The sequence below is a fragment of the Luteibaculum oceani genome (assembly GCF_007995015.1).
In the GTDB taxonomy this organism is placed as follows: Bacteria; Bacteroidota; Bacteroidia; order Flavobacteriales_D; family Luteibaculaceae; genus Luteibaculum; species Luteibaculum oceani.
The window spans coordinates 43464-57058 of sequence record NZ_VORB01000002.1 but is presented as its reverse complement, the minus strand read 5'-3'; the positions used below and the strand labels follow the sequence as shown (position 1 = coordinate 57058).

General features: G+C 39.8%; 7 protein-coding genes. 4 read left to right on the top strand and 3 right to left on the bottom strand.

What is annotated here, in order from left to right:
- Window position 1: 1 nt before the first annotated feature.
- Window positions 2-1084 carry a glycine cleavage system aminomethyltransferase GcvT gene (gcvT, locus tag FRX97_RS02350; RefSeq protein ID WP_147012997.1) on the bottom strand — a complete coding sequence of 361 codons (1083 nt, stop codon included), beginning with the start codon at window positions 1082-1084 and terminating at the stop codon, window positions 2-4.
- Between the two features lie 65 nt (window positions 1085-1149).
- Between gcvT and FRX97_RS02345 the strand changes: the two genes are divergently transcribed.
- Window positions 1150-3003 (top strand): polysaccharide biosynthesis protein, encoded by a 1854-nt coding sequence (locus FRX97_RS02345; protein WP_147012995.1) that lies wholly within the window; start codon window positions 1150-1152, stop codon window positions 3001-3003.
- On the opposite strand, the gene miaE is transcribed toward FRX97_RS02345, so the two are convergent.
- A complete protein-coding gene (gene miaE, locus FRX97_RS02340) occupies window positions 3000-3578 on the bottom strand; it encodes a tRNA-(ms[2]io[6]A)-hydroxylase (RefSeq protein ID WP_147012993.1) in 579 nt (192 codons plus the stop codon). The two genes, FRX97_RS02345 and miaE, sit on opposite strands and share 4 nt — an antisense overlap.
- A gap of 92 nt (window positions 3579-3670) precedes the next feature.
- Here miaE and FRX97_RS02335 point away from each other — a divergent pair, with 92 nt between their 5' ends.
- Window positions 3671-9415 carry a T9SS type B sorting domain-containing protein gene (locus FRX97_RS02335; RefSeq protein WP_147012991.1) on the top strand — a complete coding sequence of 1915 codons (5745 nt, stop codon included), beginning with the start codon at window positions 3671-3673 and terminating at the stop codon, window positions 9413-9415.
- Window positions 9416-9462: 47 nt separating this feature from the next.
- On the opposite strand, the gene FRX97_RS02330 is transcribed toward FRX97_RS02335, so the two are convergent.
- The gene (locus FRX97_RS02330) at window positions 9463-12156 is read right to left on the bottom strand and encodes a T9SS type A sorting domain-containing protein (protein ID WP_147012989.1); all 2694 of its coding nucleotides are present in this window, start codon (window positions 12154-12156) and stop codon (window positions 9463-9465) included.
- 303 nt (window positions 12157-12459) lie between these two features.
- Here FRX97_RS02330 and FRX97_RS02325 point away from each other — a divergent pair, with 303 nt between their 5' ends.
- A complete protein-coding gene (locus FRX97_RS02325) occupies window positions 12460-12864 on the top strand; it encodes an RrF2 family transcriptional regulator (protein ID WP_147012987.1) in 405 nt (134 codons plus the stop codon).
- Between the two features lie 104 nt (window positions 12865-12968).
- Window positions 12969-13583 carry a phosphoadenosine phosphosulfate reductase domain-containing protein gene (locus FRX97_RS02320; RefSeq protein WP_147012985.1) on the top strand — a complete coding sequence of 205 codons (615 nt, stop codon included), beginning with the start codon at window positions 12969-12971 and terminating at the stop codon, window positions 13581-13583.
- Window positions 13584-13595: the final 12 nt, after the last annotated feature.

The following is a 13595-nucleotide window of genomic DNA, read 5'->3' as shown; positions in this document are numbered from 1 at the left end:
CTTATTTTAAAAATGGAAATTTAACGGTCTTCGCTTTTAAGATTTTATTTCTCACCTTTATACCAACCTCGGTACCTTCGGAACTAAAATCTGTAGCAACATACCCCATGGCTATGGCCTTTTTCATAGAAGGAGACATGGTTCCAGAAGTAATAAAACCTATCTTGTTTTCATTGGCGTCAACAATGTCATAACCTTGTCTAGCCACACCTTTATCCACTAGCTCAAATCCAACTAGTTTTCTCTTTACCCCTTCTTCTTTCTGCTTTTGAATAATATCCTTAGCAGTGAAGTCTCCTTTTTGGAATTTGGTAATCCAGCCTAAACCAGCCTCTAGCGGTGACGTTTCATCGGTTATGTCATTTCCGTATAAACAATAACCCATTTCTAGCCTAAGGGTATCACGAGCAGCCAATCCACAAGGTTTTAGGTCTACCTTATTCCCCGATTCAATAACAGCATCCCATACCTCACTTGCCTTAGCAGCTGGAATGTAAAGCTCAAACCCGCCGGCCCCGGTGTATCCCGTTGCGGAGATAATTACGTTATCTACGCCGGCAAATTTCCCTTCTTTAAAAGAATAGAAAGAAATAGCATCTAGATCTTCATCGGTTAGCGATTGAAGCGCAAAAGTAGCCTTGGGTCCTTGAACCGCTAAAAGTGCATAAGAATCACTAACGTTGGTTAGCTTAGCATCACCCTTTAGGTTCTTTTCTATCCAGCTAAAATCTTTGTCAATATTAGAGGCATTTACTACTAATAAATACTTGTGGTCGGCCATTTTGTACACCAAAAGGTCATCGATGATTCCACCTTGTTCGTTTGGCATACAGGTATACTGGGCTTTTCCATCCACTAACTTCTCTGCATTGTTAGTAGTAATGGCCTGAATGGTTTCTAATGCCCCCTCACCTTCGAGAAGAAATTCACCCATGTGCGAAACATCAAAAACACCAGCGGCAGTTCTTACTGCTTCATGTTCGGCATTAACCCCTTCGTATTGAACAGGCATTAAAAAACCTCCGAAATCAATGATTTTAGCATTTAAGTCTACGTGCTTCTGGTATAATGGCGTTTTCTTCATAATCAAAATTAATTGCCGGCTAAAGTAAGTAAAATGCCATATTCGCAATTGGTTAATTTTGAAGAATGGCTGTACTAAGTAAAGACCAGGTGGGCCCTAGGTGGATAATTTTTATCGCAGATATTTTTATTTGCCTGTTATCCATTGTGTTATCCTACACATTGCGATTCGAATTTAACATTCCCGAGGTAGAAATCGAATTGATGAAAATTGCTCTTCCCATCTACATAGCGGTGCGTGCCATCTCCTTTTTAATAGGTAGAACCTTTGCCTCCTACGTTAGATACACGAGTATTGAAGACAGTAAGCGCATTGTACAGGTAATTTTTCTAGGCACTATCGTACTATTTTTATCCAACCTAGTTCGCTACCTTTTTATCGACGGACTTTTTGTCTTTCCCACTTCCGTTTTACTCATAGATCTATTCCAGTCGGTTTTATTCTTAATGGGGGGAAGGATATTCATTAAAATGGCCTATTACGATAGGAAAGGCACCCAGTTAAAGAAGAAGGTAATTATCTATGGTGCCGGTGAAATGGGGCTGGTTACCAAAAGAGCCTTAGAACAAAAAAAAGGTGGAAATAAATCGGTAGTTGGTTTTATCGACGATGACCAAAAAAAGGTTGGTATGCGTATTGAAGGAGTAAAAGTGTACTCCTCTAAAAATCTGGATAAAACCATTGCAAAATTTAATGCCGACGAGGTCATATTCAGTATTTTAAACCCTTCCAGAAGTAAGCAGCAAAAGGTTGTAGATCAATGTTTAAATACAGGAGTAGCAATGCTTCATGTCCCGCCAGTAAACGATTGGATTAACGGCGAACTCAATGTCAACCAGATTAAAAACTTAAAAATTGAAGATTTACTGGATAGGACAGAAATAAAACTTGATCCAGAAAGACTAAGATCCTTTTTAGGTGACAAGGTGATTTTGGTGACAGGTGCAGCAGGTTCTATTGGATCCGAAATTGCCCGCCAAATAGCACTAATTGGTTGTAAAAAACTATGGCTTTTAGATCAGGCAGAAACACCCCTCTACGAGCTAGAACAGGAACTTTTGGGTAAAGGCCATAGAAATTTTGAGGCCATTATTGCCGATGTCACCCAATTTGATAGAATCAGGTACATTTTTAACACCATAAATCCCGAAATAATTTTTCATGCGGCGGCATACAAGCATGTCCCTCTAATGGAAAACAACCCAGTTGAGGCCATAAAGGTAAATGCCCTAGCCACAAGAAATTTGGCTGAGTTGGCTCAAGCTGGCAATGTGGAAAAGTTTGTATTTGTGTCTACTGATAAGGCGGTAAACCCAACAAATGTAATGGGCGCCTCCAAGCGTTTTGGTGAATTACTAATTAAAAATTTAGGAGGCGATTGTCACTTCATTTCCACCCGATTCGGAAATGTATTGGGATCTAATGGAAGCGTTATCCCGCTTTTTAAAAAACAAATTGAAGCGGGAGGTCCAGTAACTATTACTCATCCCGAGATAACGCGGTATTTCATGACCATCCCAGAGGCCTGCTCCTTGGTGCTCGAGGCTGGATTTATGGGCGACAAAAATCAAACTTTCGTTTTTGATATGGGGGAGTCAGTAAAAATAGTAGACCTCGCTCGAAACATGATCCGGCTTTATGGTTTAGAACCCGAAAAGGATATTTCTATTATCTATACCGGATTGAGACCTGGGGAAAAGCTGTACGAAGAAACTCTGGCGGATGGTGAAGTAAATGAAAACACCCACCACCCTAAAATTCAAATATTTAAAGATCCAACCCCTTCGAGCTTAACCATAGATTTCGACCGCATTGAAAATTTGGTAAGCAACAATGACAATGAAGGGCTGATTAAAGAATTAAAACGGATTATTCCAGAGTTCAAATCCAACAATTCGGTGTACTCTAAGCTGGATTAACCGTGTATCGTTTCCTTTTTACCGTATTTCCTCATTAAGCCGGCTTCAAATTCTAAAAATTGCTGCCAGATTGCATCTACATCTCCTTCTCCATATTTACGAGCGAAACTTATGAAGGTAGTGTAATGATTAGCCTCTGAAATCATTAGTTCTCTATAAAAAGACTTTAGGTCGGGATCACTTATTTCTTCTGATAGAATCTTAAATCGTTCACAACTTCTTGCTTCTATCATAGCTGCAAATAACAAACGATGTGTTAGTTGGGTCATTCTAGACCCTCCTTTCGGGAGAAAGGCACGTAAATCATTTACATAAGGGTCTTTTCTCTCAAAGCCCAATTCAAACCCGCGCTCTAGTATTTTATCATGAACCATTTCAAAATGTTGCATTTCCTCTTGGGCAATGGCACACATTTCTTTCACTAAATCTGGAAATTCTGGGTACTTAACAATAATTGTAATTGCATTGCTAGCGGCCTTTTGCTCACAGTATGCATGATCCGTTAATATCTCGGAAATGTTCTTTTCTACGATGTTTACCCACCGTGGGTCGGTTTCTAATTTTAACCCTAGCATTGCGTTATAAATTTGTGCAAAGATATTAATGTTTAAAAGTGACGCCCAACTAGCAACTTTGGGATTTTTATTCGTCTACATTTGTGTTCCGCATGGCGCTTAGACTCGTTTATAGTATACTTTTTTTAGCCCTCGCAGTAACGGGTTGGGCGCAGTCTCCCCCAAACAATCTTTGCGACGATGCTAAATCCATTGTTTTTAATAGTGAAGGAAGTGCCTGCGTTTTTCACGATGCTCTAACCCCAACCGAGTCTGGATTTACCTTTACCACCACTACCAATTGTTCGTTTACACCCAGTGGTCCAGATCTTTTCTACAAGTTTACCGCGCAGGCTTCGAGTTTAACGATAGAATTAACGCCCTCTGGGACTTCAGCAATAAAAGACCCCGTAATTTTCCTCCTTTCTGGAGATTGCAATAATTATACAATCGAAAAATGCTCATCCACTCCCGGATTTAACAAGCTTACTCTTAATGCAACCGTTACTGCGGGAGAGAATTATTTTGTAATCATCAGCTCCAAAACCGAACAATTCGGACATTACCAATTGTGTTTCACAAACAACTTTGACACCGAAGACCCGGGAGACCGATGCGATAATGCTGGAAGAGTCTGCAATAAGAGCACGCTGGAATTTGAAAACCTCGTAGATTACCAATCATCTGGGATGTGGCCAGATTGTTTTTCCTTTGAAGTAAGGAGAGATGTATGGCTCATGTTTACCGTTTCCAAAACGGGAACGCTAGAATTTATAATAACTCCAAAGGGAGATAGCGAATACGACTGGGCACTTTTAGATATTACCAACGGATGCCCGTCCACCTCTTCAAGGCCGGTAGCAGAGCAGTGCAATTACAACTTTGCAGGTGAAGATGGAGCTCCAACCGGTATGGCTCCTAACCCAGGATCCTATCCCAATCCAGGAGAAATTTCTCCTGTTATTACCGTAGATAAAGGCAAAACCTATGCCTTACTCATTGATAACTTCTCTAAAACTACCGATGGCTTTGTTTTGGAATGGGGTGGATCTTTTGAAATTGTCAACTCTGACTTTGAGATTGATGAATTTTTAGGTTGCGACTCGCTTGAGGTAAACATTACACACTCTAGCGCTACCAATTTAAATTACACCTGGGATTTTGGTGATGGTACATCCCATATTGGGCCCAATCCCCCATCCAAAAAATACACCGAACCAGGAAATTACATCATTAGTTTATCGGTAGACGATATTGCTTCGGGATGTAGCTCGGTAAAATCTAAAGTCGTTACCGTTTCCAAACCCATTGCCTCCATAAACAACAATGACACCACCATTTGCGAGGATGAAGACTTATACCTAACGGGCAAGGTGAAGCTCACCGAATTTGCTTCTCCCCTTCAATTCAGCAATAGAAAAGACCGAGTAATTCCAGACAATAACCTCAACGGAATTAACTCTGGTATTGACGTTAACATAACCGGAGCTGGTAAGCTAGCGGCGGGAGATTTGGTTGGAGTTTGCGTGAATTTATCACACACCAGCGTAGGTGACTTAACCCTTAAATTAAAGGCACCAAACGGTTCATCTATAACTCTGGTAGACAAGGTTGGGCCCGACAGTATAAATTATGAGGGCACGTGTTTTACTTTATTATCCAACACCTCTATAGCAACTGCCAACGCACCCTACACAGGTAGTTTCCAGTCTAAAAACAACCTCAACGACCTAGTAGGAACAGATATAAATGGAACTTGGGTATTGCAGGTAATAGATAATATTTCGGGCAAAACGGGTTATTTAGATGATTGGTTTTTAAACATAAAAAACGAAAACAAAGCCACTACCCTTTGGCAGCCACCTGGATATTTTTCGGATCCTAACAACCCCACACAAACTGTTAATCTCTCAGCAAATGGTGGCAACCAGGAATATTTGCTAACCTTTTTGGCAGAAGACAAAATTGGATGCCGATCTACAGATACCATTCGAGTTACGGTGATTGACAAATTAAATGAAGGTAGAGGCGACACCCTTTATTTATGTCGTTTTGGTACCATAGACCTGGATAACCAGCACCAAATGAAACCCAAAAAGGGAGGTATTTGGAATGGAAGAGAATCGTCATTAGGCTTAAATCCTAATACGGGTGAATTAGATTTAACTGCGAATCCTCCCGGAACCTATCACTACGATTATACCCTACCATCCAATGCTCCCTGCCCGCCGCAGCAAACCACCATAAAAATTTACTTAGAAGAAAGACCTTCACCGGGATTGGATAAAACAGTTACGGTATGCGCTTCTACCGACAGTCTGAAACTGGAAGACGAGTTGAGTGCCGATGCAGATTTAGGTGGTCTTTGGGAAGACATGGATAATAGCGGTCAGCTAGATGCCGCGAGAGGCGAAGTTTTAACTGAGTTTTTAAACGGGACATACCGATTTAAGTATAAGCACCAGGCTAATAACAACTGCCCAGAATCTGAAGCGATTATTTCTGTATCCGTTCGCCAAAGCCCTGAAATATTTGTAGACAGCATTGTATGCAATAGCGAGAACAACGCCTACCGAATTTACGCATCAATTTCTGGCGGAGATCCAAACAGCTATTCGGTTAGTCCCGCTACTGGCACTTTGGTTGGCAACCGTTTTATTAGCGACTGGATGCCAACAGGATCGAATTACAACTATACCGTAACCGATCAATACAATTGTACACCCATGGATTTTAAATCGCCGAACATTAAGGGTAGATTTTCGTGCGATTGTATGTCTGATGCTGGAAGTTTTCCTGGTGCTCCAGGCGATTTATTACTGTGTTATAACGATACGCTGGACTTAAACCATTTAGGTGACCACCACCTTGATGCTAACGATACCATAGTGCAATATTTGCATACTAGCCCAACTTTTAACCCCAATGAAGTAGTTGCCCAGTATAGTTTTTATCCCAACCCCAAAGTTTTTTACCAACCCCATTTAAATTTTGGAACCACTTATTATTTAACCACAGTAGTTGGGGATAAAAACGCTAACGGGGTAGACTTAAATGACCCAAGTGGTTGCATGGCTAAGAGCGCTACCTACTCAGTTGCTTTTTCGCCCAAACCCGAACTTATTATAACTCCACTTTTTAGCAATCCACGCTGTGTAAATTCTGAGGTACGCTTTTTATTAGAAAGCAAAAAAGGAGACAACACCTTTAATTTTAAAGCCAACGGAAACACCATAAACGATATAGAAAGTGGGGAAACCTTTGGAATTAACATTAGCTCTGAGGGAACCAATAATGTGTTTCTAAGTGAGTTCAGGGATGAAATTGGATGTCCAGCAGATACCTTAATCAACATTACGGTTAACGCCACCAAACCGGTAGATCATACAATACTTGCTATAAGTTGCGACGCTAACAACGAAAATTATAAAATGCGTATTCGCATTGACCAATCAGATGGTTATACTGTGGAGCAACGAGGCATCTCTAGTTTTACCGATTTGGGGAATAATGAGTATTTGAGTGAAGACATTCCCAACGGAAATGAAATCTATACCATATTCAATTACAGCACTGCTCATTGTCCAGAAGACACCTTAAGAACAAAACATTTTTGTTCATGTGGAAGCGATGCAGGACACCTCAATACGCTTTCTAAAGGCCTGTTTTGCGAAAGCGAAACCATTCAGTTAACAGAATCCTCGCCTGCAGTTGCCGAACCCAATGACAATGTATTGTTTGCAATAGCTACAGACTCCAATAATATCAATACCGTTATTGATTTTCAGTTGTCCTCGATAATTGATGTTTCCAATTTTATCTCTGGACAGGAGTATTTTATTTCTAGAATGGTTGGAAATGCGATTGGATCGGACTCCATTCAACTAGCAGACACCTGTTTAAGTGTGAGCAACTGGATAACCTTAACCGTCTACAAAAACCCTGGGATTGCCGACTTTTCTACCCAAAAGGACTCGATTTGTGAGGGAAATACCTTTAATCTGGATATTACCCTATCGGAAACTCCCGCTTTAGATGGTTATGTAACAGGAAGAATGAGCGGGTCGGTAGATACTAGCTTTACTATCCCCTTTTCTGCTGGGCAGCTGAATTTTAATAAAATCCTGCCGCATAGTGGCTTTGGAGATTTCATCCTTCACATAGATTCTGTCCAATACACCCAAACCCCAAAATGCTTTAGCAAGGTGGATTTGCAAAAGAGCATGTATGGAATTCCAATGCCAGAATTTGAGGTTTTAGGTCAATATCAAATCTGCCCCGATGCTGGTGACAGCGCAGCGATTATTGTAAGGCATATAAAAGGTGATTTTCCAGTAGAAATAACTTTAACCGATGGAACGGATGAGTGGAAACAAGTCCTTTTAAATGAAAACGACTCCATTTTCACAATGAAACTGCCTAGCGGTAGTTACTCCATTACGGGAACAAAAGCTACAGGCCTAACATCAGCTGGATGTAGTGGTACCATAAATGGGATTGCTGGCTTATTGGTTTTTGATGAACCAAGGATAGATTGGATTAAATTTAATGACCCCATTTGTCAGGATGGTCCATTGGAAATTGATTTCCAGATTCTTGGAAATAATGCTCCCTATCAATTTAGAATTCGATCTAGTGATCAGTTTTTCGATACGCTCTACACCAATGTAAATGGACCAGATGTTAAGTTTTTCTTCCCATCCCTGTCCGAGACGACTGGAGTTTACTTTGAAGATATTGTAAGCAGGGATGGCTGTACAGGTCACTGGAGATATAGCACTGCATGGACCAAGCCTAGGCCTTATTTAACCTATGAAACTCCTCAGTACTTTTGCAATGATGAAACAAGAGTGATGGCTATCTCTGGCTTTGGAGGCGATACGGTCTCTTTTGAAATAAAAGAAAATAACGACACCACTTATTCTTTCGAAATCACATCTAATCCTTCAAATAATTCTCTATTTCCAATAAACCCCAAGCTTGGAGAGAATATCTATGAAGTAACCTCGATAAGATCGGACAATGGGTGTGAGGCCTTAGGTTTGCCAGATACTATAAATGTGTTAGTTAAGCCCAATCCAAGCACAGATGTATGGTTAAACTCCGACAGTAGCTGTTCATATATCGACGCAGAATTGGTGGTAAACGCTGACATCCCTTTACAAAACTGCCGAATTGTATTCGATCACCATTTATATACCTCCTGCGATACCATAAAGCGCCGGATATATAACAGCGAACTAATGCCCATTAAGATCGATGTTTTGGGTGAAAACAACTGTTCGAGCGATACAACCATTTACAGGCGGTTTAATGTATTCCCCGACCCTATTGTTGATTTTACACTAAGTCCAAAACGCGTTACCAGAACTGCACCTAGAGTGACTTTCACCAACCATGGATCTAGAAGCAATAAATATACTTGGGTAATCGGTGGACTGGACACCATTCCGAAATTTCAGACGGATTATATTTTTCCCAGAAACGACACCGGAACCTATGTCGTAGAGCTAAAAGGTGAAACACCAAAAGGCTGTAGAGACTCATCGTGGCAAAAAGTTATTGTAACGGATAAATTAAATGTATTTATCCCCAATTCTTTTACCCCAGATGGAGATGGAATTAACGACTATTTTATCCCAGTAATACCTGATTCAGACCTTGAATATTTTGAAATGACGGTTTATAATCGCTGGGGAGAAATGATTTTCAAAACCCAGAATATCAATAATGGCTGGGATGGTAAATACCTCGGAAAAGAGGTGCCAACTGGAGTTTATTCCTTCATGATAAAGATTAAATCGGTATTTGAAGACCAACTCTATAAAATGCCAGGGTCGGTAAGGGTATTGAGATAAAAAAAGCACGGCCAATACCGTGCTTTTTCTAATATTAAGATCAACTACTACTTAATCACTACTTTTTTCACCTGGGTTCCCCTTGGTCCATTAATCAGCAACATATAAACTCCTGAATCCCAATTTTTACAAGGGATATTATTAATTCCTTGGTTCAAATCACTTTCAAAAACCTGCTTTCCACCAAAGTCTATAAGCGTTACTTTTAAATCATTTGCTTGCGCTACATCAATGGTTAAAAAATCTTCCGCCGGATTAGGAAAAACCTTTAGGCTATACTTAACCACATTTAAAACCCCTACCGATGTAGATTCCTTTGTTGGACCAGAAGGCGTATAGCCGTTTTGGCGTAGCACCTTTGGTGGCATCCAGGTGTTTTCTTCCTCAAAGATTCTTTTCATCACCTCTGCTCTTTGTTCCGCACTCACACCTTGAGATTGTGGTGTCCACCATTTACTTGCTCTTAAACCAGGGTATAAGTTGCTATTTCCATTACTATTAAACCAGTTTTGCATATCATAACAAAAGCATTCAGAGCTCGCGTTTCTTTCATCGTTACACATATCATTTGCATCTACAATGGCTATCCAGTTACACAACTCTTGAAGCGCGTGGCCAAATTCATGTACACCGTGATCGAACCTTCTAAATCCAGTGTCCATAGGTCTATTTACAATACCTGTTTTACAGGTTAATTCCTCCGATACCAATATCCATCTACGAGGAGCTAGATACCCCGCAGAGCCTCTTAAAGAAGCTACGCTAAAAGAGTTGAATCCCTTGGTAAAATAGTAATTAGGTACGCTATAGTTTAAGTCGTTCTTCCCTATAATTACCAAGCTCTGCCCTGCCATCACATCAAGCTCATTAATAAGAGAAGGATTCACTTTCGGATCGGCGGGCTTAGGTTTTTTAACGGCATTCATCATATTATCAACGGTTAAATAGTAATTAACCGTAACCCAATCAGAACATGTGTTTGTAGAGAAAATGGTTACCCCATTACTCGCTTTAAGGAATTTGTTATATGCACTTTCAATTTCGCTGGCATCTGTGCTTAAATTGAAATTTGGATTATCTGTATAATGAGTCTCCAAATTACTACGAGTTGGTACAGGTAGGAAATAATCCCTTACCATTTGGTTAAATTGAAACAACCAAGTTTGAGTGGATCCAGACTGAACAAAATCTCCTAGAGCAACACCAAATACATATTCTAAGGCCTTGTTACCATTATCTCCAATTACTTGGTAGCCATTTGTTCCGTAAACCTCTTTATTGGAAACTTGTACATCCCATAATTTCTTACCCTCAGTTTTACTAAAAATGAGAGTATTTTGATTGGAAAGAGCAAGCATGGTATCACCCTTAGCTTTATTAAAAATGTATTTTTTACCATTGCCGGCATCAACTACTCGCCAGAGAAATTCCTCACAATTTCCAGTTTTTGGGATAATTCCTACTGTTATCTCTCCAGTACTTGATACCTTAAGACCCTTAATGTGATCAAGTTGCACGTTGCTACTTTCAAGTAAGGTTTTAGGTTGCCAAAAACACCAAAATCCTTCATCAGAAGCCTCTGGACTTACGCCTGTAAATAAAGGGGTGATTGATTTCCAGTTTTCTCCATTCCATCTAGAATATTTTCCCTCAGCATCAATTTTAATTAATTGATTGTCGTTGTCTTGAAGCAAAACGGCGGAATTAGAAATTTGCCTGGATTGACTACCCGGGCGTGTTAATTCCCAAACCGATTTATCACTGGATTTAATGATGTATGATATTCCAGCTACAGTAATTATTTGATCAACATCTACCCATTTTTCTTGCCCAGCAGGCGTGTGCAATTTAATTTTACCTTCTCGGGTATGAACAAGGGCATTTCCGTTTTCACATCTTAATACATCACAGTTATCTAGGGTTTGTACATCCTGATAATAGACCTTATCCCCGTAAAGAAATATTGGAAACTGTTGGCAGTCTAATTTTTGCTTTAAGTACTGGGTATTAAAATTTTCATTAAGAAACATTCTAGGTTTTTCTTCTCCTTGTTTCATTATGGATAAAACATTGGCATCTACGCCTTCCCCCGTTGAAACATTAGTCACATAACCCCAGTCTTTTTCAACCGATATCACGTTTGACTCTATAGGAATAAGCTGCTGCCCAACCTCCTCATATAATGTGCCATTGTTGAGTACGAAGGTTCTGGTTACCCCATTTATGTTTACCGGTATCTTTTGTTGAACAAACAAATCATAGGTACCACTAGCACCCTGCCAACCATCTACTATAACGTAATATAAACCTTGGTCTAAATAGGCGTTTATATAAGAATCTGCAGTTCCTGAATTTCCTCCACCAGAGTACGCAAAATCATTATTATCACATGCGTTTAATAAAATAAGATCTAATCCTGCAGATTTATTTGTTAGCGAAATTAGCACATTACCTCCTGGCCAATTTAACTCATGTACCTTTTCGGGACCCGTAAGTTGCCACCATGGGTCGTTATTGTAAGTGGACACATTACTATTACCGCCAACGGTGGTTCCACTATAGGTTTGATTTAAGGCAAGTTCTGCAGCACCAGAACAATTTAATTGTGCATTAACCGCTTGGTTGGTGGTAAAAACAAGTACCACTAGACAGAGTATAAACTTGATATCGCCACCAAAAATCACTCTAAATCGTTTTAAATGCCTTTGAGGATAGGCCAAATTAAGTTTTGAAAAGATCATGGAATTTGAATTTAAAGGAGGCAAGATATTCCATTTATTACAAAAATCACTAAACAGTCTATGAATAAAAGAAAAAAGGATCGAAACCTTATAAAATTCAGATGATTGAAAATATTTAGTATTCCTAAAATGGAATTAAACAAAATTACAGGTTCACAACTATATTTCAAGCCCGTTTTACCACTGGAGTACCTGAATTCCCATTAGGCACAACTCACAAAACACATGTTGCATCCAAGAAAACATTTACATTTTCACCGAATTCTACTTCCGATAAAAGCGATTAATTGCGTTATTTGAATTGTGATTTCCAAGAAAACTAAATACGGATTAAAAGCGCTGGGCTACCTTGCCAAAACGCCTCCTGGCGAACCCATTTCTACCGCGGAAATTGCTAAGAATGAGAACATCTCACCAAAATTTCTGGAAAGCATATTAGCAGAGCTTAAAAAGCAGGGCATCATTGCCTCTAAAAAAGGTAAGGGAGGTGGATGCTACCTAATGAAACCGTCTAAGGAAATAAGTATAGCCTCGGTGATTAGAATTTTAGAAGGGCCTATTGCTTGGCTTCCCTGTGTTAGTTTAAATTATTACGAAAAGTGTACCGATTGCGCTTCTGAAGAGAGCTGCTCGGTGCATAGCATGTTTGAAAAAGTACGGGACAACATTCTAGAAATAGTTGAAAACCAAACACTTGCGGATTTGTAATATATTTTTTCCACTTTAATCCTACTTAACCTATAGGATTTACATATGTTTGTACTCAGAAATTAATGCTCGAGGGTTTCCTCATCAAAAAACTATTCTACGGCATGAATGACGAGTTAGTAAATCTTGAATTAGCAGGAAAAGAACCAGTTGAAATTGTTGCTTGGGTACTTCAGCGCGCTAAAAATCCTATCATAACCACCAACTTTGGTCCGCGTGCCGCCTCTTTACTTCATTGCGTTACACAACTTAAACCTGATATTCCAGTGGTGTGGATAGACACAGGTTATAACACCTCGTTCACCTATAAACACGCGGTTAAGCTTATTAAAAGACTAAAACTGAACATAAAAATCTTTGTGCCCAAGCAAACTGCAGCTTTTAGGAATAGCGTTTTGGGTACCCCACAACCAGATACAGAAGAACATGAGATTTTTACCGAACAGGTGAAATTAGAACCCTTTAAAAGAGCATTAGCCGAATTGAACCCAGATTTTTGGTTCACCAACCTTAGAAAAGGTCAAACTGCGCTGAGAAATAATTTATCCCCAATAAATAAGGGGCCAAACGGTATTTACAAAATCTGCCCATTTATATCTTGGACGGATGAAGAAGTAGATGCCTACCTACAGAAGTATCAGCTACCCTCTGAAAATCGCTATTACGACCCTACGAAGGTATTCGAGCACAGAGAATGCGGATTGCATAAGCTTAACTAGAGTAGATCACCC

Bases quoted from the DNA above. Each gene is read 5' to 3' on its own strand.
- gcvT (WP_147012997.1), bottom strand. From the start codon at position 1,084: ATGAAGAAAACGCCATTATACCAGAAGCACGTAGACTTAAATGCTAAA.
- FRX97_RS02345 (WP_147012995.1), top strand. From the start codon at position 1,150: ATGGCTGTACTAAGTAAAGACCAGGTGGGCCCTAGGTGGATAATTTTT.
- miaE (WP_147012993.1), bottom strand. From the start codon at position 3,578: ATGCTAGGGTTAAAATTAGAAACCGACCCACGGTGGGTAAACATCGTA.
- FRX97_RS02335 (WP_147012991.1), top strand. From the start codon at position 3,671: ATGGCGCTTAGACTCGTTTATAGTATACTTTTTTTAGCCCTCGCAGTA.
- FRX97_RS02330 (WP_147012989.1), bottom strand. From the start codon at position 12,156: ATGATCTTTTCAAAACTTAATTTGGCCTATCCTCAAAGGCATTTAAAA.
- FRX97_RS02320 (WP_147012985.1), top strand. From the start codon at position 12,969: ATGAATGACGAGTTAGTAAATCTTGAATTAGCAGGAAAAGAACCAGTT.